This is a genomic window from Streptomyces sp. NPDC050759 (assembly GCF_044456945.1).
In the GTDB taxonomy this organism is placed as follows: Bacteria; Actinomycetota; Actinomycetes; order Streptomycetales; family Streptomycetaceae; genus Streptomyces.
Genome location: NZ_JBITGI010000010.1, coordinates 26,555 through 50,865, shown reverse-complemented (window position 1 = coordinate 50,865; position 24,311 = coordinate 26,555). Strand labels below are relative to the sequence as shown.

Sequence of the window (24,311 nt, the reverse complement as noted above, 5' to 3'; positions counted from 1 at the left end):
CCGGCGAACGAGGAAGAGGAACATGATGGCCACGACAGCCAGGTCCGCGCGGACCACGAGGTGCTGACCATGACCGACACCGCTGCCGCGGAGATTCTCGCCGACGTCCACCGGGGCGTCGGCCGCATCCTGCTGAACCGGCCCAAGGCGCTCAACGCCCTGACCACGGACATGGTCGCCGCCATCGACCGCGCGCTCGCCGAGTGGGCGGACACCCCGCTGTCCGCCGTGGTGCTCGCGAGCACCAGCACGAAGGCGTTCTGCGCCGGCGGAGACATCCGCACCATTCGCGAGCACAGCCTCGCCGGTGACGCCGAGGCAAGTGAGCGGTTCTTCGCCTCCGAGTACCGGCTCAACGCCCGGATCGCCGAATATCCCGTGCCGGTCGTGTCGCTCATCGATGGAGTCTGCATGGGCGGCGGCCTCGGTCTGTCCGTCCACGGCGGCTTCCGTGTCGTCACCGAGCGCGCGGTGCTGGCGATGCCCGAGACCGGGATCGGGTTCTTCCCGGACGTCGGGGCCAGCTACTTTCTGCCGCGGCTGCCCGGCGCGATCGGCATGTACCTGGGACTGACGGGGCACCGGCTCGACGCGGCCGACACCCTGTACACAGGTCTGGCCACGCACTTCGTCCCCGCGGACGGGCTCGAGGCGGTCGGCGACGCGCTGGCCGACAACCCCGGCGACCCGGTGGACGTGGTCCTGAACCGTCTCGGCAGCCGTTCCCCGGTGGCGGAGAGCAGGCTGGCGGAGGTACGCGGGGAGGTGGACTGGGCGTTCGGCGCGGCGACCCTGGGCGAGATCGAGAAACGCCTGCGTCACCTCGACAGCCCCTGGGCGACAGACACACTGGTCGCCTTGGAGTCCGCCTCGCCGCAGAGCCTGGAGATCACTCACGCCCTGCTGTCCCGGGGCAGGCAACGCACGTTGCGCGAGTGCCTCGCCGCTGAACTCGCCCTCGCGCGTACGACCATCCGCACGCCGGACTTCCTGGAGGGGGTCCGTGCGGCCCTGGTCGACAAGGACCGTGCCCCCGACTGGCAGCGTGTGGCGCTCGGCGGACGGACATCGCCATCCTGATCATGCCCACGATGAGGAGGGCATGGCCTCGCGCCCGGGGCCGGCCGGGCAGGAGGGGCGGGTTGCGGGGACCATGCCGGACACAGGGTCTGGGGCCGGCACGGTCTCAGTCGTTGTCGGGCACCATCGAGACCACGACCTTGCCCGCCTTGGTGCGGCCCTGCTCGACGTACGCCATCGCCTCGAGCGTCTGGTCGAACGGGAAGGTGCTGTCGATGACCGGCTGGAGCTTCCCGCTGTCGTAGAGGGCGCCGAGCTCGCGCAGCTGGGAGCCGTTGGCCTGCATGAAGAAGAACTGGTAGCGCACGCCCAGCGCCTTCGCCTGCTTGCGGACCTTGCGGCTGAGCATGCTCATCACCAGGCCCATGAAGGAGGGGGCGCCCAGCTGCTTGGCGAAGCCGGGGTCCGGCGGGCCGACGACACTGATGGCCAGACCGCCGGGCTTGAGCACGGTCAGCGACTTCTCGAGGTTCGCTCCCCCTACGGAGTCCAGCACCAGGTCGTAGCCGGACAGCATCTTCGAGAAGTCTTCCTTGGTGTAGTCGACGACGATGTCGGCGCCGAGGCTGCTGACCAGCTTCTCCGTGGCGGTGCTCGTGGTGGTGGCGACCGTGGCGCCGAGGTGCTTGGCGAGCTGGATGGCCGTCGAGCCGAGGCCACCGGCACCTGCGTGGATGAGCACCTTCTGCCCCGACTGCACGTGGGCCCGGTCGACGAGGATCTGCCAGGCGGCCAGGGCCACCAGCGGCACGGCGGCCGCCTCCTGGAGGGTGAGGGAGGCCGGCTTGGGGGCGACATCGTCCATGTCGATCGCGATGAACTCCGCGAAGCCGCCGATCCGCAGGTCGCGCGGGCGGGCGTAGACCTCGTCGCCGACTTCGAGGCCGCGTACGGCGGAGCCGACCCGCGTCACGACGCCGGCCACGTCGTGGCCGAGCACGAACGGGGGCTTGTACTTCAGGAGCTGCTTGAACTCCCCGTTGCGGACCATTTTGTCCAGCGGATTGATGCTGGCGGCGCTCACTCGGACCAGGACGTCGCGGTCCCCGACCGTGGGCTCGGGCACGTCTGCGACGCGTACGCCGTCCTTGCCGTACTTCTCGACGACGAATGCCTTCATGCCGGCCGCCTCTCTGTGGGGGTTTTCCAGGTTTCGATGTGATTCTTCGCGCAAGTCGCCCTGCGCGCCCGTTCGCGTGCGGTCGGGTTGGTGTGCCGACCGCGACGCTACTTCCTGAGTATGGAAAAGTAAACTCAGGTGAGGCTGGGATCACCGCCATGGATGCGCCCAAGGGCATGGAGTTGGTGCCGGCTGTGATGGGGCTGCTGCGTTGGAGCGACTGTTGCCGTGCCGACCTGGAGGGGGCCGGCGGCCCTGCCTCGGCACCGCGAGTGCGGTGCGCACATGGACATCCGGATCCGCAGCATGTGCACGGTCGGGCTTCCGCGGCCCGACGACCGCTTGATCAGGGGGTGTTGGCCCCGGACGCATGGCCCGCGTCCGGGTTCCGGGTCAAGCGCCGGGTGGTGCGGTCAGGGCTTCGTGGGTGGATTCCAGGATCTTCTCCGACAGTTCCGTGCCTGCCGTGGCACGGGCGAGCAGGATCGCGCCGACCAGGGTGGCCACCGCGGCAAGGCCGTCGTCGGCTTCGGTGGACATCCACGCGGCGAATTTCTCGACGCCGGCCGCGTACGTTTCGCGCACCTCCCCGGCTGTGGGCTCGCGGGCCGTGTCCCCTGCGAATCCCGCGGTGGGGCAACCGGTGCCGGGCTGGTCGCGGTGCTCGGGGGACAGGTAGTAGTCGATGAGGGCGCCGCGCGCGGTGCCGTGGTCGCCCTGGGCCGTGTCGAACGACTCCAGGAGCACGTCGAGGTCCCCGAACGCGGATTGGGCCGCCTCGGCGATCAGGGCCTCCTTGGAGGGGAACTGCTTGTAGAAGCCGCCCGTGGTCAGCCCGATGGACTTCATCAGATCGGCGACGCTGATGCCGTTCACGCCGCGCTCCCGGAAGAGCTGGGAGGCCGCGGCGACCGCGCGCCGACGGTTCTCGAGCGCTTGTGCCTGCGAGACGCGACTCATCACTCACCTGCCACGTTAGATACTAAAGTGCATCTATCGTATGCGCAGCGTCGGGCCGTCGGCCGCGACGTCGAGCCCTTCCTCTGACGCGACTCCCGTTCATGCGCCCGACGAGTCTCCATCCGGACCTGGTCGGCGGCCGCCTTGGAGCCCCGTATGCGTGTCGCGCCCTCTCCGGCCGTCGGCGGTGACCGACGACATCGGGGCCGTTGACGGGATCTGGTTAGATACCTATCGTAATCTAAAGTGGGTCGGGGCCGACGCCTCGGTCCCCACTCATCCCCCGGCCCAGAAATGAGATCCATCCCATGACCACGCAGAACAAGACCGCTGTCGTCACCGGCGCATCCGCCGGCCTGGGCACCGCCTACGCGCAGCGGCTTGCCGACCGGGGCTACGACCTGATCCTGGTGGCCCGGAACACCGCGCGGCTGGAGACGCTGGCGTCGGACATCCGCAGCCGCACGGGCCGCGCGGTGGACGTCGTCACCGCCGACCTCACCGACGCGGCGCAGATCTCCGTGGTCGAGGAGCGTCTGCGGAGCGACGAGAGCATCGAGGTACTGATCAACAATGCCGGCGGTGCGCTGCTCACGCCGCTGACTGCCTCCGACGCGGCGGCCTACGAGGCGCTGATCAACCTCAATGTGACAGCGCTGACCAGGCTGACCATCGCGGTCCTGCCGGGGCTGACGGCACGCGGGCACGGCACGGTCGTGAACATCTCCTCTGCCATGGCTCTCAACATCCTGCCCGTCAGCGCCGTCTACAGCGGCACCAAGAGCTACGTGCTGACGTTCACCCAGGCCCTGCAGCAGGAACTCGCCGAGAGCCCCGTCACCGTGCAGGCCGTGCTGCCGGGTGCTGTCCGCACGGAGCTGTGGGACGGCTCCGGCGTCGACCTCGATACCTTCCCCGACGAGTGGATCATGAGCGTGGAGGACGCCGTGGACGCGGCGCTCGCCGGCCTCGACGCCGGGGAGCCCGTCACGATCCCGTCCCTGCCGGAGATCAGCGACTGGGAGTCGTTCGAGAAGGCACGTCAGGCACTCGTCCCGAACCTGTCCCGGAAGGTCCCGGCCGCTCGCTACCGCGGCTGACCTCCGCTCCCACTCCCCTGCGGGAGTCCCTTTGTGACTACGGCACGGCCGCTCCTGCGTACGACCGATGCGCCATGGCGGCGGTCAGGTGTGCGGCACACCCGCTCGCAGCGTCGACTGCTCCTCCACGCGATCCAGCCGGTCACCGCACACGCACCGATTCCCGCGAGGCAGGCGGCCCGCCACCCCGCAGCTCTCCCACCCCCATCTGAGGAAACATCCATGTTGAACGCCCTGTGGAACCCGATCGTCGCCGGGGAGTTCTCCCTGCCGCACCGACTGGCGATGGCACCCATGACGCGGGACCGGTCCACCCCGGAAGGCGTACCGACCGAGCTGAACGCCGAGTACTACGCCCAGCGCGCCTCGCACGCACTCATCATCACCGAGGGGACCCAGCCCAACGCCGACGGCCAGGGCTACCCGCTCACCCCGGGCATCTACTCCCAGGAGCACATCGCCGGGTGGCGCAAGGTCACCGACGCCGTGCACGGCGTCGAGGGACGCATCGTCATCCAGCTCATGCACGCCGGACGTATGTCCCACCCCGACAACACCCTCCACCACCGGCAGCCGGTCGCCCCCTCCCCGGTCCAGCCGGCGGGCACCATGTTCACCGCGTCCGGGCTCCAGGAGATGCCGGTACCGCGCGAGCTGTCCACCGAGGAGGTCGCCGCGACGGTCGACGACTTCCGCCGTGCCGCCGCGGCCGCCGTCGCGGCAGGCGCCGACGGCGTGGAGATCCACGGCGCCAACGGCTACCTCGTGCACCAGTTCCTCGCCGACAACACCAACCAGCGCACCGACCGGTACGGCGGCTCCATCGACAACCGCATCCGCTTCGCCGTCGAGGTCGCCACCGCCGTGGCCGAGGAGATCGGCGCCGGCCGCACCGGCTTCCGGATCTCTCCGGGCAACCCGTTCAACGACATCGCGGAGAGCGACACCCACGAGCTGTACCCGGCACTCGTGCGCGCCCTCGCCCCGCTCGACCTCGCCTACCTGCACATCGGCCACGGCGGCGACGACGAACTCCTGCACACCCTCCGCAAGCTGTGGCCGCACACCCTTGTCCTCAACCGGGCCGGCACCGACATCGCCACCCGCGCCAAGGACATCGAAGACGGCCTCGCCGACATCGTCACCGTCGGTGTGATGGCCCTCGCCAACCCCGACCTGGTCGAGCGCGTACGCACCGGCGCGCCGCTCAACACCCCCGACCCCGCCACCTTCTACGGCGGCGGCGAGGCCGGCTACACCGACTACCCCACCCACACCGCCTGACCAACCCCGCCATACCGGTCCTGGCGGGCCGGTATGGCTCAACGGCCCCACGTGTCTGAGCAGACTGCTGGTGAACTGAGCCCGGAAGCGATCGAGTTCGCGACTTCATGGCCGGGCTGGCGATTCCCGAGTCCCAGTTGGATGCGATGCGCATCGTGTCGTAGGGCGTCCATCTCAGGGCCCGGGAGCCGGAAGGCGTCACCTATCGGCAGGTGCACGCGGGTGGCGTTGCGGGAATCCGGTGCGAACCGGTCGCCGGGGGACAAGGTCGCGCTGTCCTGCCCCGACGTGCCGCACCCGAGCAGGTCGGCCGCTTCGCGGCTGGGCGGCCGAACGCTTCGGCCGCCCAGCCCGGATCATGTTGGGCCCGCGCGGTCTGACCGCTGTCCGGCCCGCGACCGCGAGGTCGATGGCTCAGGTCCGGAGACGGGCGCCCTTCCCCAGCCGGGCGGTGACGTCACGAGGGGTGAGGGCGGAGTGGTCCGCGGAGCATTCGACGACGACGCGGACCGGGGCGTCGCAGTCGGTGTGACGGACGTCCAGGACAGGCCCCTCCGGACCGAGGGCGTATGCCTCGCCCCACTGGGTCAGCGCCATCAGAACGGGCCACAGGTCCCAGCCCTTGCGGGTCAGGCGGTATTCGTTGCGGGGGCGGCTGCCGGGCTCCCGGTAGGGGACGGTCTTCAGGATGCCGGCCGAGGTCAGCTTCCGAAGGCGGTCGCTGAGCACGGCTTCCGAGAGGCCGATGTGGCGGTGGAAGTCGTCGAAGCGGCGGACGCCGTTGACGGCGTCACGCAGGATCAGCAGCGTCCATTTCTCCCCGATCACATCGAGCGTGCGCTGGACGGGGCAGTTCTCGGTGCTCGCCTCAAGCCACTCCATCCCGCCATCGTAGACGACCTGGCTTCTCCATTGACAGTCAGGTGGGGAAAAGTCTAGCTTCGCTTGGGAAAGTCAGCTGACAGTCAGAGGGAAGGGCGCTGGACCGTGGGGCGAACGCGTACGTATCAATGGGACGATCCCGCGATCTCGGCGGAGGCAGCCGGACGCATGGCCGGCATCGACTTCCTGCGCGAGGTGCAGGGGGGCCGGCTTCCGGCGGCGCCGATCGGTCACACCGTCGACTTCACCCTGGACGAGGTGGAGCCCGGCAGAGCGGTCTTCTCGCTGACGCCGGGGGAGGAGCACTACAACCCGATCGGCAGCATGCACGGCGGCGTCTTCGCCACGCTGCTCGACTCGGCGGCGGGCTGCGCCGTCCAGTCGCTTCTCCCGCATGGGATGGCGTACACCTCGCTCGACCTGACGGTGAAGTTCCTGCGGCGGGTCACCGTGGACACCGGCCCGGTGCGCGCCATCGGCACGGTCGTCAACAAGGGCCGCCAAACCGCCCTCGCGCAGGCCCAGTTGGTCGACGCGAAGGACCGTCTCCTCGCCCACGCCACCAGCAGCTGCCTGCTCTTCCCGGTACCCGCCCCTCGGGTGTGACGCCGAGGCAGGGCCCTCGGTCCGCGGGCGAGGAACAGCCGGGACGACAGAAATACTTCTCCCCCGAGCAGCGCGACACCGTCGAGGACGGCTGCCCCAACGCCGCCCTCCTCGACGAGATCGCACGCTCCACGGACACCACCCGGCAGGCCTACACCGACGGCGCGCTGACCCTCATCGACGGCTTCGTCGCCCGCTCCTGCCCCCCCCACGACCCGCCCTCGGCACGCCTGACGGCACTCAGCCTCCTCGGCCTGCTCGCGGTCATGATGGCCGGCACCCTGCAACTCTCCCGCGCCCTGACCGACCGGCAACTCGCCGACCATCTCCTCGAACAGGGCATCCACAACGCCCTCGCACTGGTAGACGCCTGACAGCGCAACCAAAGGAGAAGCCCACACGCTCGCTCGCGTCGCCTCTGCTGACTCTTTGGATTACGTTTGCAATACCATAGAATGGTGGAGTCGGTGAAGGGCAACCGGTCCTTCCGGCCGGCGAAGGAGCGTGTGGCGTGGTGCGGTACGGCAAAGAGCACAAGTCGGAGACCAGGCGGCGGATCATCGAGACGGCGGGCCGCCGGTTCAAGCAGGACGGTATCGACGGTTCCGGGGTCGCGACCCTCATGAAGGACGCGGGGCTGACCAACGGTGCCTTCTACGCCCACTTCGCCTCCAAGGACGACCTCGTCACCACGGCGATCGCCGACCAGTTGAAGGCGCAGGCCGAGAACGTCGTCGCGCGGGCCGAGCCCGGCCGTGCCGGACTCGAGCAGATCGTGCGGGGGTACCTGTCGCCCCAGCATCGCGAACGGCTGGGCGACGGCTGCCCCAACGCCGCCCTGCTCGACGAGATCGGGCGCTGCAACGACACGACCCGGCAGGCGTACACCGACGGTGTGCTGATCCTCATCGAGGGCATCGCCGAACGCATGGCACCCGAGGACCCGTCCTCCGCACGTGTGAAGGCGCTCAGCCTCCTCGGCCTGATGGCCGGGACACTGCAGCTTTCCCGCGCCCTGACCGACACTCAACTCGCCAACGAGCTCCTCGATCAGGGGGTGAACAACGCCCTCGCCCTGCTGGACGCCGGGCAGCCTGGCTGACGCACTCCGCCCGGGGCACCCTGGCTTCATCATTGACAGTCAGGTACGCCAGGGCTAGGTTCATTTCTCGGACCCAGGTGGAGAGGCAGGGGCGTGGGACGGACGCGTACGTATGAGTGGCAGGATCCCGCGATTGTGGGAGCAACCGCAGGACGCGTCTCGGGTGTGGAGGTGCTGCGCGACCTGCTCGAGGGGCGCCTGCCCCCACCGCCTCTCGTAGCCGCTCTGGACTTCGCCCTCGAGGAGGTGGAGGAGGGCCGTGTGGTCTTCTCGCTGATACCGGGCGAGGAGCACTACAACTCCCTCGGCAGTGTGCACGGAGGGGTGTACGCCACGCTGCTCGACTCGGCGGCCGGCGGGGCGGTCCAGTCGACCCTCCCGCAGGGCACCGCTTACACCTCGCTTGATCTGACCGTGAAGTTCCTCCGGCGGATCACCGCGGACACCGGCAAGGTCCGCGCCATCGGTACGGTCGTCAACAGAGGACGCCAAACCGCTCTCGCCCAGGCCGATTTGGTCGACGAGGCGGACCGCTTGCTCGCCCACGCCACCAGCAGCTGCATGCTCTTTCCGCTCCCCGCGCCCTGATCCGCTCCGGGCAAGGCAGTCGGCGACGTAGAGCGACAGAAATGGGTTGCAGCTGAAGATCGTGCACGCGAATGCTTTCCCCCATGAAGATGCACGCCAACCAGCTGACCGTGTCACCTGAGACAGTGCGCATGGTGGTGGAGCAGCAGTTTCCTGAGTGGCGGAGCCTGCCGGTCAGGCGCATCGCGGCGCAGGGCACGGTCAACGCCGTCTTCCGCATTGGCGACCGGTTGGCAGCCCGATTCCCTCTTGAGTCCGCGGACGTCGAGTCGACGCGGCGCTGGCTGCAGTCCGAAGCGGAAGCGGCTCGCGAGCTGGCAGGTCGCACGCGTTTCCCCACGCCCGAGCCAGTGGCGCTGGGTGAACCCGGGGCAGGCTACCCGCTTCCGTGGTCGGTGCAGACGTGGCTGCCCGGCGTCGTGGCCGCCGACGAGGACCCGGGCGAGTCGTCTGCGTTCGCCCGTGACTTGGCCGATCTCATCGGCGAACTGCGCGCGATCGACCCGCGTGGCCGCACGTTCGCCGGCACAGGTCGAGGAGGCGACCTGCGGTCCCATGACGCGTGGATGGAGACCTGTTTCAGGCACAGTGAGCAACTCCTCGATGTCCCTCGACTGCGCCGTATCTGGGCAACTCTGCGTGATCTGCCGCGAGGTGCGGCGGAGGACGCCATGGCCCATTGCGATCTGATTCCTGGGAACGTGCTCGTGTCCGCCGGCCGGCTTGCGGGGATTCTCGACGTCGGCGGCTTCGGGCCGGCTGACCCTTCGCTGGATCTTGTGAGTGCGTGGCATCTGCTCGAGGCCGGGCCGCGGCAGGAGCTCCGTGATCACCTGGGCAGCGACGACCTTGAATGGGACCGAGGCAAGGCGTGGGCTTTCGTTCAAGCGATGGGGTTGGTCTGGTACTACGTCAAAAGCAACCCGGTCATGAGCCGGACGGGTCGACGAACCTTGGAACGCATCGTGGCGGACAAGTGAGGGGACCTCATCGCCGCGTCGGCGGAGCGGGAGTCGCGCGGTGGTCCTCAGTGCGCGGGGGAAGGCCGCACTGGGCGCGCACTTGGAGCAGTTCCCGCAGCTGAGGGACGGCCACCGGGTCGTTGCGGTCGCGCTACGACCCCTGGGAGGCCCGCGTCGGTCCGCGTCCCGCGCGGCCACGGTGATCACTGGTCGGGTCCGTCTGCCTGGTTGCGCTCATGACCCGCCTCGCTTGGCGCGGAACGAGGTGCGCCCGTTTCGCCGCACCATGGCGATGGTGGTGGCCAGGCTGCCGCGATCCGGGTCGGGGACCGGCCGTTTCCCGAGGCGATGTATCTGGTCGGTGTGCCGGCTGATGTCCAGTACCCCGTCCAGGACCTTGAGGTCGGCGATTCCGCCCAGCAGGGCTCTCATGCCATAGCGCACCTGGTGTGCCGTGAGTTTCTCGGCCCGCCCTTCGAGGACGAGCCGGGCCGCGTGGTGATCGTCGGCCGGCCGATGCCGACCCGCCCACCCCGCGGTTCCCGAAGGTGATCACCCGACGCCGTGTGGCGAGTCCGTCGACGATGCCCGGGTCCCAGTTGTCCAGGTTTCCGGCCAGGTGGATGAGGAGGACCAGCGGCACGCCGTCCTCGGGGCCGAGTTCGCGGTAGGCGAAGGCCACCCCGTCGACGGACACGGAGCGGGTCGGCGCGTTCTTGTACGACGATCGTGAAGGGGACGGAGAATTTCGCGGTGCGCTCATGGCCAGGCCTTTCATGTAGGTGGAGCAAGTGGACGAGGGTGCTGTTCGTCCCGGGCTTCCCCGCGCCGGAAAATGCTCTGAGCGGTATGGCCGGCGACAGCGAGCCGGTAATCCAGGTGATGGGCGCGCGCAAGGCGCGCCGGGTGCGATGTCCGACGCCGGCCTCGCTGGTAGGAACCGTCGGGCGGCCTTACCGCGCGTCGTGGATGCCCGTGTGATCGACACCAGGCTCCGACAGATTGAATTACGGTCATCATTCTAAGCGGCTGGTCGACGGGCTGCAAGAGGGCGACGACGTTGGCGACGAGGTCGTTCTTGGAGGCGAAGCGGGCGTAGAACGCTCCATTGGTGAGCCCGGCGTCCGCCATCGGTGTGGAGATGCCCGGGCCGTCGATGCCGTCTGCGCTCCAAGGTGGTGCCCATGCCCGGGCGGCTGAGTCTCTGAAAGTAAACTCAAACGGCTAGAATCGTTCTCATGGATGCGCGGACCGAAGTTCTCCAAGACACCGGCATGGATCCCCGGCTCGACCGGGACACGTCGAACTGCTCGATCGCACGGACCCTTGAGGTCGTCGGGGAAAAGTGGACGATCTTGATTTTGCGTGAGGTCTGGTACGGCTCGTCCCGCTTCAGTGAGTTCGAGCGGGTCCTCGGCTGTCCTCGTAACCTGCTCGCGGCACGGCTTCGGATGCTGGTGGAGGAGGGGATCCTGGCCACCGAGACCTACAAGGAGCCGGGCTCGCGGAGCCGCCCGAAGTATGTGATCACATCCAAGGGCATGGACCTGGTGCCGGCCGTGATGGGGCTGCTGCAGTGGGGCGACCGCTACCGTGCCGACCCGGAGGGGCCGGCGGTCCTGGCACGGCATCGCGAGTGCGGTGCGCACGTCGACGTCCAGATCCGCTGCGAACACGGCCATCCGGTGCAGGCGAAGGACATCGAGAGCGTCCCCGGCCCGGCCTTTCGGCTGAGGTCGCCCGAGTGAGCTGAGGACACCTCGGTCAGTCTTCCGCCACCGGGCCGCTCTGTCGTGAACGCGCCTGATGGAGGCGGACCTTGGTGCGGTTTCCGCAACGGGACATGGAGCACCATCGGCGGTTGCGGGCCGGGGAGCGGTCCAGGAAACGCAGAGTGCAGTGGTCGGCTCCACAGACGCGTATGCGCCGGATCTCGGCGGACAGGAGCAGGTCGACGGCGTCCTGGGCGATGAGCGCCAGGGCGCGTGCGGGGTCCGCGGCGAGGGCCATGGGGCCGGCGGGTTCCAGGCGGTCGTCGGTGATGACGAGTTGCAGGGCGGGTCTGGGGGCCGCCGCTGCCGACCGGTTGAGCAGCGTCACGTCGCCGGACGTGGGCAGTCGGCCGTCGGCGACCGCCAGTACGGCCCGGTCGATGCTCTCGCGCAGCCGCCGGGCGGACATGAGAACGGCCGCCGTGGCGGGCTCGGTGGTCCCCGGTGCGAGCAGACGGGCTTCCCGGAGCCAGCCCGTCAGGTCGTCCGGTTCCCGGAGGGTTTCCACCGGAGTGGTTCTCCACCGGCTTCGGAGGGTGTTGACGAAGTCCAGACAAACCCGTCCGCCGTCCCAGATCCACATGTCGTCCGTTGCCACGCCTTCATTCTGCACGCTAGCTTAACCGCCTAAGACGGTTAGCTCGTGTTGGTTCACAGCTCAGTCAGGAAGGCGCACCCATGGGACAGCCGACAGTCACGACCGGAGTGACGCAGGTGGACGGGGTCCGCCTGCACTACGTCCGGGCCGGGGCCGGACCTCTGCTCGTCCTGCTCCACGGCTGGCCGCAGACCTCCGACTGCTGGCGGCCGGTACTGGATGAACTCGCCGCCGACTACACCGTCGTTGCAGCGGACCTGCGTGGATACGGCCTGAGCGACAAGCCCACCACGGGATACGACAAGCGGCGGATGGCAGCCGACATGGCAGGCCTCGTCGAGGCACTCGGCTTCGAGCGGGCCATGGTCGTGGGCCACGACCGCGGCGCTCGCGTGGGGCACCGCTGGGCGCTGGACCGCCCGGACCAGGTGGAGCGGCTGGCCGTGCTCGACATCGTTCCCACCCGGGAGATGTTCCGCCGCCTGGACGCCTCACTCGCCTCCGGGTACTGGCACTGGCTGTTCCACCTGCAGCCCGATCTGCCCGAGCGCCTCGTGGGACGCGACATCCGCGGGTACCTCGAGTACTTCTTCGAGCGGTGGACCTACAACCGGCACGGACTCACGGCGGACGCGGTCGACGGCTACGTCCGTGCGTTCTCCCGTCCGGGCGCCCTGCGCGCGAGCCTCGACGACTACCGCGCCATGGAGGAGGACACCGCTCTCGACGACATCGACGCCGCCGAAGGGCGCCGCCTGACCATGCCGGTGCTGGCGCTGTGGGGTTCTACGGGGCTGCCTGCCCGCCTGCCGACACTGGAGATCTGGCGTGACTACGCGGACGACGTCACCGGTGCCGAGATCCCGGAGTGCGGCCACTTCCTCCCGGAGGAGCGGCCGGAGGCCCTGCTGGTGCGTCTGCGGCCTTTCCTGGCCGGTGAGGCGAGCCGGTGAGCATGCCCCGGTGCCCCGGTGCCCCGGTGGCCCGGTGGCCCGGTGGCCCGGTGGCCCGGTGCCTCGGGTGCCCGAATGACCGGGCATGCCTGGGCGGACGACAGGCCGAGGGGCGGTCCCGCCGGAACCGGCTGAGCCACCCCTCGGTCCCACGGTGAGGGAGGCGGTGTCTCTGCCCGGTCGAGTGCCGACCCGAGGGGCGCACTGTCCGGCCTCGGCCACGGTGTGATGCCCCCGCGCGGGGAACGAGCCTGGGGAGCAGGACAGGCTGCTGAGGGGCGGCCCGCCGAAACCCGGCGGGGCCACCCCTTCGATGACGTGAAGGCCGGCGGGCGACGGCACGGGGCAGCGACAGCGAGCACCGGCATCGAGCCGGTTTGGGACGGATCGCTGGGCGGCTGCCTTTTAGGGGAGCTGCGGGTAGAGCGCGGAGACGCCTCCGGCCAGTGCGGCCTGCGCCTGGCGGGAGATGTCGTCCGCGAGGATCTCGTAGGCGCCGGCGGCGATGCCGTCGACGGCGATCCGCGCGATGTCGGCCGGGTCGGACTTGGCCGCGTCCACGGTGCGGACCATGTCGGTGTCCATGTAGCCGACGTGCAGGCCGGCCACGCGGATGTGCTGGTCGGCGAGCTGGAGGCGCAGGGCGTTGGTGAGCGACCACTCCGCGGACTTGGCGGCACAGTAGGCGCCGAACTCCGGGAAGCTGACCCAGGACAGGCCGGACAAGACGTTCAGGATCGCCCCGCCGCCGCCCGCCGCTATCTGGGGCGCGAAGGCGCGGACCATCGAGAGGGTGCCGAGGTAGTGGGTGTCCATCTCCAGGCGGACGGCGTCGAGGTCGGCGGTCAGCAGGTCGGCGCCGGTGGACGAACCCGCGTTGTTGACCAGGACCGTGACATCGCCGGTGGCCTCGGCGGCCGCCGCGACCGAGGCGGGGTCGGTGATGTCGAGCGCGATCGGCTTGGCGCCGGGCAGGTCGACCTGGTCGGGGTTGCGGGCGCCGGCGTAGACGGTGGCGCCGCGGCTGAGCAGTTCGGCGGCGAGTGCGCGGCCGAATCCCCGGTTGGCTCCGGTGACAAGGGCGGTGTGGGTGGAGAGGTCCATGGAGTGTCCCTGGTGCAGTGGATTATTGAATTACGATCATAAGCTAAATGGAGAGGGGTGGTGATCGCAAGCGCTCTGCGCGGAGAGGACGCGCCTCGCCCCACGCGCGCGACCGGCCCGCACTCGACGCGAAAAGGGGCCCGCCCTACGCGGGCAGGCCCCTTCACGGTCGGTCAAAGGCGCACTCAGAGCTTGACGATCATCTTTCCGACGGTTCCTGGCGTTCGTGTTCAGCGGAGAGCTGGACCTCCAGCCGGACTCCGTCCGCGAGGTCGGCGACCGGCTGGATGTCCGCACCCGTGACCGAGAGGTTCCACAGGGTCTTCGACGAGAGCGTCAGCGGCCAACTCGCTCCTGACCGGTGAAGTTCGGGACGCTGTGGACCGTTCTGGAACCAGGTTGATCAGGACCGGACAGAGAGCGCGGCGTGGCCGGCACGCAACGAGGACTTGTCGATCTTGCCGACCGCGTTCTTCACGATGGCTTCCACCACGAAGAACGCGGTCGGGCGCTTGTAGCCGGTAAGGCTGCGCGCGCAGAGGGCTTTCAGAGCCGACGGATCGACGGTCGACCCCGGTCGCGGCTGGACGTAGGCGACGACCACCTCTCCCCACTTTTCATCGGGTACGCCGATCACGGCGGCCTCGAGCACGGCCGGATCGCTTGCGAGCACGTCCTCGATCTCCTTGGGGTAGATGTTCTCCCCGCCACGGATGATCATGTCTTTCGAGCGTCCGACCAGGGTCAGATAGCCCTCGGCGTCGAGGTGGCCCACGTCGCCCGTGTGCAGCCGGCCGTCGACGATGACGCGGGCCGTTTCCTCCGGCCGGCCGAGATACCCACGCATGACGTTGGGGCCCCGCACGACGACTTCACCGTCCGTGCCCGACGCCACCTCGTTGCCGTCGGCGTCGACGATCCGGATCTCCTGGCCGGGGAAGGGGAGCCCCACGGTTCCGGCGCGTCGAGGGCCGGCGACGGGATTGATGGTGGAGCCGCAGGTCCCTTCGGACAGGCCGTACCCCTCGACGAGCGGAAACCCGTACCGGCCCTCGAACCGGGTCAGCAGCTCGGCGGAGGCCGGTGCGGCGCCGCAGACTCCGAACCGCAGCGACGAGGTGTCGGGCCGGACGTCGTCCGGGAGCGCCGCGAGCATGCCGTAGATCGTCGGCACCGCGCTGAAGAAGGTGGGGCGCTCCTGCTCGACGAGATCGAAGAAGGTACCGGGATCGAACCGGCCCGCGATGACGACGCTCGCGCCCACGAGCAGCGGCAGAAGGACGCTGACCACGATGCCGTTGACATGGAAGAGCGGCAGGATCAGCAGGCACCGGTCGGCCGGCCCGACCTCCAGCGCCCGGCGCCCCATCTCCACCATGGCGTCGAGGTTGGCGTGGTCGAGCATCACGCCCTTGGGCGCCCCGGTCGTACCGCTGGTGTAGATGAGCAGGGCCAGTGTCGCCGGGTCCAGAAGCGGTGCTTGGTCCGGCTCTGTTGTTCCTTCGTACAGTTCGCCGACCGCGAGTACGGCGACATCGTGCGCCATGACGGCCGTGCCGTCCTCGTCCACCAGCAGGTGCGCACCGGAGTCCTGGAGCTGCCGGACCAATTCGACCTCGGTCATGCTCGGGTTCACCGGTGTGACGGTGGCGCCGAGCCGCCAGGCGGCGAACAGCAGGACGACGAACTCGACGCGGTTCGTCAGCTGGAGGGCGACGACGTCACCGGGACCGATGCCGAGGTCCTGGAGCTGACGCGCCGCCATGCGGACCCGGTTCAGCAGTTGCGTGTTGGTGAGGGACTGATGCCCGTCGGAGACCGCGGCCCCATGGGGGTCGAGCTCGGCGCGACGGTCGGGCAGGGAAGCGAAGTTCATCACGGGCGTACCTGTCTCGGTGTGATGCGGTCCGGTCAGGGAGTCTGCGCGGCGGGTGCCGGGTTCAGCCGGCGGGCGAGGAACTCGGTCTGGTCGCGGACCAGTTGCTCGAATGTCTCGCCGGTGTAGAACTCGAAGTGGCCGGCGTCGTACCTCTTGATCTCTCCCCGGGGCGCGGTGCCCGCGTACCGGAGGGTCTGGGCGGGCGGCGTGACCGAGTCGGTGTTGCTGACGCAGAAGAGGATCGGCATGGTGACCTTCTTCGCCGCACGTCCGGGCCGGTAGGCGGCGATGGTCGGGATCACCCGTGCCGCCACCTCGTTGCGGAACGTCGTGCCGGGCGGCTGGAGCGCCTGGTAGCCGGGCAGGGCGTCAGGGGCGTTCATGAGGGCCGGTGAACCGGGGGCGGCGGCGATGGGAACCATCGCGGGCGCTCTGCCGCGGACCCTCGTCACCAGATCCCGGGCGAGCACGGGGGTCATCCTGAGTGAGGCGAGCGGGCCCAGCGCGAGCGCGGAGGCGAGTCCGTCGGTGAACGGGCACTGGGCCACGGCCGCACGCAGTTCGGGATGGCGGGAGGCGACGGTGATGGCGTGGCCGCCGCCGAAGGAACTGCCCCACACCGCGACACGGGAGCGGTCGACGTCCGGGCGGGATGAGACGTGGGCGAGCGCGGCATCCCAGTCGGCGAGTTGACGCTTGATCGACAGGAGCTGGCGCGGGTGGCCGCCGCTGTCGCCGAAATGCCGGTAGGTGAAGGCCACGGCGGCGATGCCGGCCTGCGCGAAACGCTCGGCGAAGGCGTCCAGGCGCATCTCGCGGGTGGCGCCCAGGCCGTGCCCGAGGACGACGACGGGCGGGGAGGTGACGCCCGTGGGGAGGTAGAGCCATCCGGCGCAGGTGCTGTCGCCGGAGGGGAACGTGATGTCGTGACGGGTGAAGGAGTGCGCGGTGGTCATCCTCGGATCACCGCCGCGTCGTCTTCGGCGAGCGGCGCGCGGGCACACTGCCCGAGGCGAGCGCCTGCGCGTAGGTGTCCGGCCGGTAGAGGGGGAGCTCCCCGGTGGCGTCCGTCGTCTCCATGTAGTCGAGCATCAGTTCCTGCCCCTCCTTCGACATGACTCTGGTGAAGAACTCGGCGCGTTCGACGTGCAGGCCGTCCTCCAGCGGCATCGAACCGCCGAGGTACACCGACCTCTTGGCAGCCGCCACCGAACCCTTCGGCCGCTTGCCGAAGCGTTCCGCGAGCTCGACCGCCTGCGCGAGCACCTTGTGCTGCGGAACGACCTGGTCGACGGCCCCGTTGGCGAGAGCCTCGGCGGGCGTGAACGGCTTGCCCTCGAGGATCGCGGCCAGGGACCGGTGGGTGCCGATCAGGCGAGTGAGCCGCTGGGTGCCTCCTCCGCCCGGGATGATGCCGAGGAGGATTTCCGGCTGGCCGATGAAGTAGTCGCCGTCGGCCATGACCCGCAGATCGCACGCCCAGGCGAACTCGGCGCCGAGGCCCAAAGCCGAACCGTTGAGGGCGGCGACGTAGAGGACACCGCTGGCGTTCATCCGGAGGAAGGTCGTGTGCAGACGCTCCAGTTGGAGGGCCCCGCGCATCGGGGTCCTGCGCATCACGGCCCCGAGGACACGGGACCGGTCCATGTGCTTCGCCACGCGTACGACGGCGGCGGCAGCGCGTCGTCCGACCGTAGGGCTCGCGGCGCCCTCTTCCTGCAGCCACCGCACCGCGGCATGGCTGACGAACCGCTCGGGATGCGCCCCGGTGAAGACGACGGCACGGATGCCCGGATCGCGGTCGGCCCGGGCCACCAGCTTGTCGAGCTGCTGGGCGATGTCGAGGCCGAACTCCTGATGCGGGCCGCCGTCGACCCGGACGACCAGGACGGCCCCGCGGTCTTCGATCTCCAGATGGCCCTTGTCTTTGTACGGCATGAATGTGCTCCCGTGCTGAGTTCAGAGGGAAGGTGTGCGGCGACAGGCGCGGAGTGGCCGCGTGTCGCAGCGAGAGGATCGGGTTCGCACCGGTGGCAGGAGACTGGACCAGCGCGTAAGAGGTGCCCGAGGACGGACGCCGTATCCGAGACGGCACGGCACGGCACGTGCGATGTGTACTATTGCCGTGACAAATTACATAACCAAGTTATTTCATGTGTGTCAACGGTGGAGGCGTGCGGGACATGGCAGGGCGGGCGAGGCTTGATGACGCACCGGAGCGACTCGTGCGGGCGGCCGTCGGCCTGCTGGCCGAGCAGGGGCCATCGGCCGTGAAAGCGCGCACGGTGGCTTCCGCGAGCGGACTGTCGACGATGGTGGTCTACAGCCACTTCGGTGGCATCCCCGAGCTGATGAGCGCTGTTGCCGACCATGGGTTCAGGGAACTCGGCAGAGCGTTCGCCCGGGTACCGGTGACGGAGGACCCGATCGCGGATCTCTTCGCCATGGCCCTGACCTGCCGTCGGCTGGCCCGCGAGAACCCTCACCTCTACGACCTGATGTTCGGACTGTCGACTCGGGCGACGTACCGGCCCCTGTCGGATGCGGACCTTCGCCTGAGCGGGCATTCCCCGGCCTTTCGGGAAGCCCACGCTCAGGTGATCGCGGCGTGCGAACGGCTGGTGCGGACCGGCAGGGTCGAGCGGCAGGAACCCGAGGTCATCGCCGCCCAGTTGTGGAGTTTCGTGCACGGTTACATCACCCTCGAACTGGCTGAGCACTTCGTCGAGTTCGACGACGCCGTGGCGCAGGTGCTCCTGCCGATGGGCGTGAACTTCTCGGTCGGGCTGGGTGACGAGCGGGAACGTGCCGAGGCCTCGCACGAGGCCGGCGCGCGCCTGTACGACTCGATCGTCCAAGTCCGCTGAGGCGCCGGAGGGTTGGGCGTTGCGACGGTGCGTGACTACGGCGACCTGGTCTCAGCGGCGGGGACTCCGGTGCCCGGCGTGACTTGGTCGTGCCTCCCCAACGCTGCCACCTCCCGTTCGAGGGACGGCACCGCCCGGGCCGCGAAGCGCCTGGCCCAGGGCCAGGCCAGCGGTGAATTCAGCGCTCCCTTCGCCCAGTTGGCCACCAGGACCGCGCGAGGCACATACACGCGGCTGCGTCTCCGCACGAGCCCGTCGACGATCGCGGCGGCCGCCCGGTCGGCGCTCGTGGTGACGTTGCCCGGGTAGGGCAGCCGGTTGCGCAGTCCCTGGAAGGACGGGAGGTCCGCTTCGGCGCCTCGGACGAGGTCCGTGTCGATCCAGGAGGGATGCACCAGGCCGACCGTGACCCCGAGGTGTGCCACCTCCTGGCGGTAGGTCAGGGCGAGCAGCTCGGCCGCCGCCTTGCTCGCGCCGTAGGAGGCCATCGCGGCCAGCGGCATGAACGACAGCGCGGAGGCCACGACCAGCACGTGGCCCCGGCTGCGCTCCAGATGGGGCGTCGCGTACTTGAGGGTGCGGAACACGCCGTTCAGGTTGATGTCCATCACCCGCTCGAACGACGCCTCGTCCGTCTGCCGCACCGTCCCGTACGCCACCACGCCGGCATTGGCGACGACGAGATCGATGCCGCCCATGACCTCGGCGGCCTCGTCGATCGCCGACCGTAGAGCGGCGCCGTCGCGCACATCGGCCTCACGCCACGAAGCGGCCGGGCCCAGGTCGACGGCGAGGTCGCGCAAGCGGTCGGGCTCCAGCCCGATCACGGTCACACGAGCACCTCGGGCGGCGGCGAGGCGTGCCACCTTCTCGCCGATGCCGCGTGCCGCTCCGGTGACAACCAGCCTTCTGCCCAGCAAGTCACGTTTCATGGCGGCAACATAACTTCGTTATTTACGGAACACAAGGGGCTGCGCACCGGTCACCGCTCGGTTCACCTGCTGGGTCTCACGACTGGACGAACCTATGCTGGCTGTCATGAGACGGACATCCTTTGCGCAGTGGCCCTGCTCGATCGCACGGACCATGGACCTGCTCGGCGACTGGTGGACGCCGTTGGTGCTGCGTGAGGCGTTCTACGGGATCCGGCGGTTCGACGCGTTCCAGGAGTCGCTCGGGATCGCCCGCAACACGCTGACGGACCGGCTGCGCCGACTGGTGGAGGAGGGGCTGCTGGAGAAGCGGCCGTACCAGACGGAGCCGGTTCGGTACGACTACGTGCTCACCGAGAAGGGGCGCGACTTCTACGGCGTACTGCTGGCGATGAACCGGTGGGGAGACCGCTGGCTGGCCGGGGAGGCGGGTCCGCCGGTGACGATGCTGCACGATGTGTGCGGGCGGGAGACCCATGCCGAGGTGGTGTGCGCCGCCTGCGGCGAGCCCCTGACCGCGGACAACACCCGCGCGCGGATGGGTCCCGGCTATCCACCCCATGTGGCCGAACGGCCGGACGTACGGGAGCGGTTCGCGGGCTGAGTCGCCGGCTCCGTGGTGCCTGTACTCAGCCTTGACAAGTAAGTCCGTTTACGCAACTTTACTGGTCAGGTACTCGAAGAGGATTCTAGGCAGAGGCAGGGCCGCAGGAGTATGGAGTGGACAGGCGCGCGCTATGCGGACAAGCCGACGGTCGAGGTCCACACCTGGATCGCCGCTCCGCCGGCGCGGGTGTGGAGGCTGGTCGCCGACATCGAGTTGATGCCGCGACTGAGCTCCGAGCTCCAGTCGGTCGAGTGGCTGGACGGCCGGAGCGGCCCTGCGCCGGGAGCCCGGTTCATCGGCCGGAGCAAGCATGAGGCGTTCGGGGAATGGGCCACGACGTCCTACATCGTCGAGTACGAGCCGTCGAGCACGCTCGCCTGGGCGGTCGAGGATCCGCAGCATCCGTCGGCGATCTGGCGGTTCTCGTTGGCGCCCCAGGACGGCGGCACTCTCCTCAGGGAGTGGATGCAGATGGGGCCGGGCCGCTCGGGCCTCTCCTTCGCCATTGATCGTATGCCGGAGAAGGAGCAGAAGATCGTCTTCGTACGGATGCGGGAGTTCGAGGCCAACATGACCGTCACTCTCGAAAAGATCAAGAAACTGGCCGAGGGTGCCGAGGGCACCGAGGGAACCGCGACGTCCGGCGAGGCGGGTCTCTGATGCGTACCTCCACCACGATCGAGGCCTCCGGGGGCGACTGGCGGGAGATCGTCGACTACGTCACCGAGGGGGAGAAACTCGGTCTGGACATCTGCTGGGTCGCGGAGGCATGGGGTTCCGAGGCGCCCTCGCCGTTGGGCTACCTCGCCGCGAAGACCGAGCGCATGCTTCTCGGATCGGGGATCATCCAGCTCGGTACCCGCACTCCGATGGCCATCGCCCGCGCCGCGATCACGTTGTCGCAGCTTTCCCAGGGGCGTTTCCTCCTGGGGCTCGGCCCCTCCGGACCGCAGGTGATCGAAGGGCTGCACGGCGTGCCCTTCGCCCGGCCCCTGTCGCGCATGCGGGAGACCGTCGAGATCGTCCGACAGGCCGCAGCCGGAGAAAAACTCTCGTACGACGGGCGGGAGTTCCAGATCCCGCTGCCGGGCGGGGACGGCAGGCCCATGCGCCTGTCCATGCGCGCCGAGTACGACCTCCCCGTCTACCTGGCCACCCTCTCGCCGAAGATGCTGCACCTGACCGGCGAGATCGCCGACGGCTGGCTGGGCACCAGTTTCGTACCAGAAGGCGCCAAGGAGGCGTACTTCGACCACCTGGACCAGGGCTTGGCCGCCGCTGGTCGCACCCGCTCCGACCTCGACATCTGTCAGGGTGCCGAGGTCGCCTTCGCGGACGACGAGGAGGTGCTGCGCGGGATGGTGGCCGGGCGCAAGAAGGAGTTGGCCTTCAGCCTCGGCGGCATGGGCTCCACGACCACGAACTTCTACAACAACGCCTACAGCCGCCAGGGTTGGGCCGAGGTGGCGGCCGAGGTCCGGACCCGCTGGCAGGCCGGAGACCGGGACGGCGCGGCCGGCCTGGTCACCGACGAGATGGTGCTGGCGACCACACTGATCGGAACCGAGGACATGGTGCGCGAGCGGCTGCGCGTGTGGCGCGAGGCGGGTGTCGACACCGTTCGTTTCTATCCCGCCGGCGAGACCCTTGACGCCCGCCTCGTCACCCTGGGCCGGGCCATCGACCTGGTCCGCGACATCGAGGACGAGGCGGCTCGGTAGACGGGCCATGGCGACCGAGGCGGCTCGGTAGCGACGGGCCATGGCGACCGAGGCGGGTCGGTGGTGGGAGGCCATGGCGAACCGAGGTGGCGCGTCCGGTCGCGAGGGCGAGCTGCCCCGCCGGAGCACTCTGCGCGACGCGCAGACCCTCATCACGGGAGGCGCACGTCAGGGGGGTGCGTACGTCCCACCTCGGCGAGGTGAAACATGCCGGACGGAAATGTTCCTCGCCGGGCGCGGTCTTGGCCGTACGAGATGACGGGGCCCCTCCTGGCGTCGGGCGCCGCCCGCGCGGCACGGCCCGATGCCGCCCTCGAGCCCGGTGCGCACGGCCCCGTCGCCGCCTTCGGCCCCGACGCGCTCAGGCTCGATGCCGCCGAGGCAGGAGTACACGAAGTCGACGGGGCGAGGGTCCGCCGTCGATGATGGCGGAGCGGGCATGGATCACGGCGCCGGGGCGCTGAAGCGGACGTCCGGGGAACCGCTGCCGAGGTGGTGCGCCATGTGGTCGCCTCAGTCGTCGTACACCGGTTCCCCGGCGGCGGGCGGTGGCGGATGCCACCGCTGCCGAGTTGATGACCAGGTTGTTCGATCGGAAGGAAGCCGTCCATGGACGAGCAGGGTGAGCGCTTCGACGTCGTCGTACTCGGCGCGGGCCCCGGCGGATACGTAGCCGCCATCCGGGCCGCCCAACTGGGCAAGCGCGTCGCGGTCGTCGAGGAGAAGTACTGGGGCGGCATCTGTCTGAACGTGGGCTGTATCCCCACCAAGGCCCTGCTGCGCAATGCCGAGCTCGCGCACCTCTTCACGCGCGAGGCGAAGACCTTCGGCATCAAGGTGGACGGTGAGGTCTCCTTCGACTACGGGGAGGCCTTCCGCCGCAGCCGGAAGGTCGCGGACGGCCGGGTCAAGGGCGTCCACTACCTGATGAAGAAGAACAAGATCACGGAGATCAGCGGTCGCGGCACGTTCCTCGACCCGCACACGCTCCAGGTGGCCGACTACGACGGCAACACCCGGACCATCGGCTTCGATCACTGCATCATCGCGGCCGGGGCGAGCCCCAAGCTGCTGCCCGGCACGCGCCGTACGTCGCGCGTGGTGACGTTCGAGGAGCAGATCCTGGCCGAGGACCTGCCGCAGTCCATCGTGATCGCGGGTGCCGGCGCGATCGGTGTCGAGTTCGCGTACGTGCTGCACAACTACGGCGTGAAGGTGACGATCGTCGAGTTCCTGGACCGGGTCGCCCCGTTGGAGGACGCCGAAGTCTCCGCCGAACTGGCCAAGCAGTACCGGAAGTTGGGCATCGACGTCCTCACGTCCACCCGCGTCGAGTCGATCGACGAGTCCGGCCCGCAGGTCCGTGTCACGGTCACCGGCAAGGACGGCGCCCAGCAGATCCTGGAGACGGACAAGGTCCTGCAGGCGATCGGCTTCGCCCCGAACGTCACCGGCTACGGCCTGGAGAACACCGGCGTGCGCGTCACCGAGCGCGGCGCGATCGACGTCGACGGCCGGTGCCGCACCTCCGTCCCGCACATCTACGCCATCGGCGACGTGACCGCGAAGCTGATGCTCGCGCACGCCGCCGAGGCGATGGGCGTGGTCGCCGCCGAGACGATCGCGGACGCGGAGACCATGGAGCTGGACTACGTGATGATCCCGCGGTCCACGTTCTGCCAGCCGCAGATCGCCAGCTTCGGCTACACCGAGGCGCAGGCGCGGGAGAAGGGCTTCGACGTCCAGGTCGCCAAGTTCCCGTTCACCGCGAACGCCAAGGCGCACGGTCTGGGCGACGCGACCGGCTTCGTGAAGCTGATCAGCGACGGCAAGTACGGCGAGCTCCTCGGCGGTCACCTGATCGGCCCGGACGTCACCGAACTGCTCCCCGAGCTGACCCTGGCCCAGCGGTGGGACCTCACCGTCCACGAGGTCGCCCGCAACGTCCACGCCCACCCGACGCTGGGCGAGGCGCTCCAGGACGCCGTCCACGGCCTCGCCGGCCACATGATCAACATGTAGCGGGGCGCACCCCTCCCGGCGGGAATGACCCAGCGGCGTTCTGGGAACCATCCGGAGTGACCTCGTGTTCGGGATCGGCGTGATGCTCTGGAGACAGGTGGAGGCTGTGGTCGCACCTGGGCGTACGGCAGGCACAGCGGGCTTCCAGGCCGGCGATCCCGGGCTGTTCACC

At 69.3% G+C, this 24,311-nt stretch carries 25 protein-coding genes and 1 pseudogene; 15 read left to right on the top strand and 11 right to left on the bottom strand.

Annotation, left to right across the window (positions count from 1 at the left end; translation table 11 throughout):
* Positions 1-69 precede the first annotated feature (69 nt).
* Entirely contained in the window at positions 70-1,080 is a 1,011-nt protein-coding gene (locus ACIBJB_RS27585; protein ID WP_398934134.1) for an enoyl-CoA hydratase/isomerase family protein, read from the top strand.
* A gap of 106 nt (positions 1,081-1,186) precedes the next feature.
* On the opposite strand, the gene ACIBJB_RS27580 is transcribed toward ACIBJB_RS27585, so the two are convergent.
* Positions 1,187-2,200 (bottom strand): NADP-dependent oxidoreductase, encoded by a 1,014-nt coding sequence (locus tag ACIBJB_RS27580; protein ID WP_398934132.1) that lies wholly within the window; start codon positions 2,198-2,200, stop codon positions 1,187-1,189.
* Positions 2,201-2,593: 393 nt separating this feature from the next.
* Positions 2,594-3,160, bottom strand: a complete 567-nt coding sequence (locus tag ACIBJB_RS27575) for a TetR/AcrR family transcriptional regulator (RefSeq protein ID WP_398934130.1) — start codon at positions 3,158-3,160, stop codon at positions 2,594-2,596.
* Between the two features lie 308 nt (positions 3,161-3,468).
* Here ACIBJB_RS27575 and ACIBJB_RS27570 point away from each other — a divergent pair, with 308 nt between their 5' ends.
* Together ACIBJB_RS27570 and ACIBJB_RS27565 are read left to right on the top strand one after the other, a co-directional pair.
* Entirely contained in the window at positions 3,469-4,260 is a 792-nt protein-coding gene (locus ACIBJB_RS27570) for an SDR family NAD(P)-dependent oxidoreductase (RefSeq protein ID WP_398934128.1), read from the top strand.
* Between the two features lie 222 nt (positions 4,261-4,482).
* Positions 4,483-5,544, top strand: coding sequence for an alkene reductase (locus ACIBJB_RS27565; protein ID WP_398934126.1), 1,062 nt, complete (start codon positions 4,483-4,485; stop codon positions 5,542-5,544).
* A 414-nt stretch (positions 5,545-5,958) separates the two neighbouring features.
* On the opposite strand, the gene ACIBJB_RS27560 is transcribed toward ACIBJB_RS27565, so the two are convergent.
* Positions 5,959-6,426, bottom strand: coding sequence for a winged helix-turn-helix transcriptional regulator (locus ACIBJB_RS27560; RefSeq protein WP_398934124.1), 468 nt, complete (start codon positions 6,424-6,426; stop codon positions 5,959-5,961).
* 105 nt (positions 6,427-6,531) lie between these two features.
* Here ACIBJB_RS27560 and ACIBJB_RS27555 point away from each other — a divergent pair, with 105 nt between their 5' ends.
* From ACIBJB_RS27555 to ACIBJB_RS27535, 5 genes are all read left to right on the top strand, one after another.
* Positions 6,532-7,032, top strand: coding sequence for a PaaI family thioesterase (locus ACIBJB_RS27555; protein ID WP_398934122.1), 501 nt, complete (start codon positions 6,532-6,534; stop codon positions 7,030-7,032).
* On the top strand, positions 7,029-7,406 hold the full coding sequence (locus tag ACIBJB_RS27550; protein ID WP_398934120.1) for a TetR/AcrR family transcriptional regulator: 378 nt from the start codon (positions 7,029-7,031) through the stop codon (positions 7,404-7,406). Before ACIBJB_RS27555 ends, ACIBJB_RS27550 begins: the two co-directional genes overlap by 4 nt.
* Before the next feature lie 137 nt (positions 7,407-7,543).
* Positions 7,544-8,134 carry a TetR/AcrR family transcriptional regulator gene (locus ACIBJB_RS27545; protein ID WP_398934118.1) on the top strand — a complete coding sequence of 197 codons (591 nt, stop codon included), beginning with the start codon at positions 7,544-7,546 and terminating at the stop codon, positions 8,132-8,134.
* A 93-nt stretch (positions 8,135-8,227) separates the two neighbouring features.
* A complete protein-coding gene (locus ACIBJB_RS27540; RefSeq protein ID WP_398934116.1) occupies positions 8,228-8,722 on the top strand; it encodes a PaaI family thioesterase in 495 nt (164 codons plus the stop codon).
* 83 nt (positions 8,723-8,805) lie between these two features.
* Positions 8,806-9,702: an aminoglycoside phosphotransferase family protein gene (locus tag ACIBJB_RS27535; protein ID WP_398934114.1), complete on the top strand. Its 897-nt coding sequence runs from the start codon at positions 8,806-8,808 to the stop codon at positions 9,700-9,702.
* A gap of 216 nt (positions 9,703-9,918) precedes the next feature.
* On the opposite strand, the gene ACIBJB_RS27530 is transcribed toward ACIBJB_RS27535, so the two are convergent.
* The gene (locus tag ACIBJB_RS27530; RefSeq protein ID WP_398934112.1) at positions 9,919-10,116 is read right to left on the bottom strand and encodes a hypothetical protein; all 198 of its coding nucleotides are present in this window, start codon (positions 10,114-10,116) and stop codon (positions 9,919-9,921) included.
* A gap of 618 nt (positions 10,117-10,734) precedes the next feature.
* Positions 10,735-10,848, bottom strand: a pseudogene (locus tag ACIBJB_RS27525) (TetR/AcrR family transcriptional regulator); the annotation flags it as partial.
* Positions 10,849-10,958: 110 nt separating this feature from the next.
* Here ACIBJB_RS27525 and ACIBJB_RS27520 point away from each other — a divergent pair.
* Positions 10,959-11,432, top strand: coding sequence for a winged helix-turn-helix transcriptional regulator (locus tag ACIBJB_RS27520; protein WP_398934646.1), 474 nt, complete (start codon positions 10,959-10,961; stop codon positions 11,430-11,432).
* Positions 11,433-11,448: 16 nt separating this feature from the next.
* Here ACIBJB_RS27520 and ACIBJB_RS27515 read toward each other — a convergent pair whose 3' ends face one another.
* Positions 11,449-12,054: a CGNR zinc finger domain-containing protein gene (locus tag ACIBJB_RS27515; protein WP_398934110.1), complete on the bottom strand. Its 606-nt coding sequence runs from the start codon at positions 12,052-12,054 to the stop codon at positions 11,449-11,451.
* A gap of 80 nt (positions 12,055-12,134) precedes the next feature.
* Here ACIBJB_RS27515 and ACIBJB_RS27510 point away from each other — a divergent pair, with 80 nt between their 5' ends.
* A complete protein-coding gene (locus tag ACIBJB_RS27510) occupies positions 12,135-13,007 on the top strand; it encodes an alpha/beta fold hydrolase (RefSeq protein WP_398934108.1) in 873 nt (290 codons plus the stop codon).
* Positions 13,008-13,412: 405 nt separating this feature from the next.
* Here ACIBJB_RS27510 and ACIBJB_RS27505 read toward each other — a convergent pair whose 3' ends face one another.
* The 4 genes from ACIBJB_RS27505 to ACIBJB_RS27490 all read right to left on the bottom strand — a co-directional run bounded on the left by ACIBJB_RS27505 (position 13,413) and on the right by ACIBJB_RS27490 (position 17,928).
* Positions 13,413-14,111, bottom strand: coding sequence for an SDR family oxidoreductase (locus tag ACIBJB_RS27505; protein WP_398934106.1), 699 nt, complete (start codon positions 14,109-14,111; stop codon positions 13,413-13,415).
* Between the two features lie 403 nt (positions 14,112-14,514).
* A complete protein-coding gene (locus ACIBJB_RS27500; RefSeq protein ID WP_398934104.1) occupies positions 14,515-15,987 on the bottom strand; it encodes a class I adenylate-forming enzyme family protein in 1,473 nt (490 codons plus the stop codon).
* Positions 15,988-16,022: 35 nt separating this feature from the next.
* Positions 16,023-16,946 (bottom strand): alpha/beta hydrolase, encoded by a 924-nt coding sequence (locus ACIBJB_RS27495; RefSeq protein WP_398934102.1) that lies wholly within the window; start codon positions 16,944-16,946, stop codon positions 16,023-16,025.
* A gap of 7 nt (positions 16,947-16,953) precedes the next feature.
* Entirely contained in the window at positions 16,954-17,928 is a 975-nt protein-coding gene (locus ACIBJB_RS27490; RefSeq protein ID WP_398934100.1) for an enoyl-CoA hydratase/isomerase family protein, read from the bottom strand.
* Between the two features lie 245 nt (positions 17,929-18,173).
* Between ACIBJB_RS27490 and ACIBJB_RS27485 the strand changes: the two genes are divergently transcribed.
* Positions 18,174-18,857, top strand: coding sequence for a TetR/AcrR family transcriptional regulator (locus ACIBJB_RS27485; protein WP_398934098.1), 684 nt, complete (start codon positions 18,174-18,176; stop codon positions 18,855-18,857).
* Between the two features lie 35 nt (positions 18,858-18,892).
* On the opposite strand, the gene ACIBJB_RS27480 is transcribed toward ACIBJB_RS27485, so the two are convergent.
* Positions 18,893-19,789 carry a short-chain dehydrogenase/reductase gene (locus ACIBJB_RS27480; RefSeq protein ID WP_398934096.1) on the bottom strand — a complete coding sequence of 299 codons (897 nt, stop codon included), beginning with the start codon at positions 19,787-19,789 and terminating at the stop codon, positions 18,893-18,895.
* Between the two features lie 106 nt (positions 19,790-19,895).
* Between ACIBJB_RS27480 and ACIBJB_RS27475 the strand changes: the two genes are divergently transcribed.
* The 4 genes from ACIBJB_RS27475 (at position 19,896) to lpdA (ending at position 24,139) form a co-directional block, all read left to right on the top strand.
* A complete protein-coding gene (locus ACIBJB_RS27475) occupies positions 19,896-20,393 on the top strand; it encodes a winged helix-turn-helix transcriptional regulator (protein WP_398934094.1) in 498 nt (165 codons plus the stop codon).
* A gap of 111 nt (positions 20,394-20,504) precedes the next feature.
* Entirely contained in the window at positions 20,505-21,056 is a 552-nt protein-coding gene (locus ACIBJB_RS27470) for an SRPBCC family protein (protein WP_398934092.1), read from the top strand.
* Positions 21,056-22,117 carry an LLM class flavin-dependent oxidoreductase gene (locus ACIBJB_RS27465; RefSeq protein ID WP_398934090.1) on the top strand — a complete coding sequence of 354 codons (1,062 nt, stop codon included), beginning with the start codon at positions 21,056-21,058 and terminating at the stop codon, positions 22,115-22,117. Before ACIBJB_RS27470 ends, ACIBJB_RS27465 begins: the two co-directional genes overlap by 1 nt.
* Before the next feature lie 609 nt (positions 22,118-22,726).
* A complete protein-coding gene (gene lpdA, locus ACIBJB_RS27460) occupies positions 22,727-24,139 on the top strand; it encodes a dihydrolipoyl dehydrogenase (RefSeq protein ID WP_398934088.1) in 1,413 nt (470 codons plus the stop codon).
* Positions 24,140-24,311 lie beyond the last annotated feature (172 nt).

What these genes read in the sequence shown, in the direction of transcription:
- ACIBJB_RS27585 (WP_398934134.1), top strand. Translation starts at nt 70, where the DNA reads ATGACCGACACCGCTGCCGCGGAGATTCTCGCCGACGTCCACCGGGGC.
- ACIBJB_RS27580 (WP_398934132.1), bottom strand. Translation starts at nt 2,200, where the DNA reads ATGAAGGCATTCGTCGTCGAGAAGTACGGCAAGGACGGCGTACGCGTC.
- ACIBJB_RS27575 (WP_398934130.1), bottom strand. Translation starts at nt 3,160, where the DNA reads ATGAGTCGCGTCTCGCAGGCACAAGCGCTCGAGAACCGTCGGCGCGCG.
- ACIBJB_RS27570 (WP_398934128.1), top strand. Translation starts at nt 3,469, where the DNA reads ATGACCACGCAGAACAAGACCGCTGTCGTCACCGGCGCATCCGCCGGC.
- ACIBJB_RS27565 (WP_398934126.1), top strand. Translation starts at nt 4,483, where the DNA reads ATGTTGAACGCCCTGTGGAACCCGATCGTCGCCGGGGAGTTCTCCCTG.
- ACIBJB_RS27560 (WP_398934124.1), bottom strand. Translation starts at nt 6,426, where the DNA reads ATGGAGTGGCTTGAGGCGAGCACCGAGAACTGCCCCGTCCAGCGCACG.
- ACIBJB_RS27535 (WP_398934114.1), top strand. Translation starts at nt 8,806, where the DNA reads ATGAAGATGCACGCCAACCAGCTGACCGTGTCACCTGAGACAGTGCGC.
- ACIBJB_RS27530 (WP_398934112.1), bottom strand. Translation starts at nt 10,116, where the DNA reads ATGAGAGCCCTGCTGGGCGGAATCGCCGACCTCAAGGTCCTGGACGGG.
- ACIBJB_RS27520 (WP_398934646.1), top strand. Translation starts at nt 10,959, where the DNA reads ATGGATCCCCGGCTCGACCGGGACACGTCGAACTGCTCGATCGCACGG.
- ACIBJB_RS27510 (WP_398934108.1), top strand. Translation starts at nt 12,135, where the DNA reads ATGGGACAGCCGACAGTCACGACCGGAGTGACGCAGGTGGACGGGGTC.
- ACIBJB_RS27505 (WP_398934106.1), bottom strand. Translation starts at nt 14,111, where the DNA reads ATGGACCTCTCCACCCACACCGCCCTTGTCACCGGAGCCAACCGGGGA.
- ACIBJB_RS27500 (WP_398934104.1), bottom strand. Translation starts at nt 15,987, where the DNA reads ATGAACTTCGCTTCCCTGCCCGACCGTCGCGCCGAGCTCGACCCCCAT.
- ACIBJB_RS27495 (WP_398934102.1), bottom strand. Translation starts at nt 16,946, where the DNA reads ATGACCACCGCGCACTCCTTCACCCGTCACGACATCACGTTCCCCTCC.
- ACIBJB_RS27490 (WP_398934100.1), bottom strand. Translation starts at nt 17,928, where the DNA reads ATGCCGTACAAAGACAAGGGCCATCTGGAGATCGAAGACCGCGGGGCC.
- ACIBJB_RS27485 (WP_398934098.1), top strand. Translation starts at nt 18,174, where the DNA reads ATGGCAGGGCGGGCGAGGCTTGATGACGCACCGGAGCGACTCGTGCGG.
- ACIBJB_RS27480 (WP_398934096.1), bottom strand. Translation starts at nt 19,789, where the DNA reads ATGAAACGTGACTTGCTGGGCAGAAGGCTGGTTGTCACCGGAGCGGCA.
- ACIBJB_RS27475 (WP_398934094.1), top strand. Translation starts at nt 19,896, where the DNA reads ATGAGACGGACATCCTTTGCGCAGTGGCCCTGCTCGATCGCACGGACC.
- ACIBJB_RS27470 (WP_398934092.1), top strand. Translation starts at nt 20,505, where the DNA reads ATGGAGTGGACAGGCGCGCGCTATGCGGACAAGCCGACGGTCGAGGTC.
- ACIBJB_RS27465 (WP_398934090.1), top strand. Translation starts at nt 21,056, where the DNA reads ATGCGTACCTCCACCACGATCGAGGCCTCCGGGGGCGACTGGCGGGAG.
- lpdA (WP_398934088.1), top strand. Translation starts at nt 22,727, where the DNA reads ATGGACGAGCAGGGTGAGCGCTTCGACGTCGTCGTACTCGGCGCGGGC.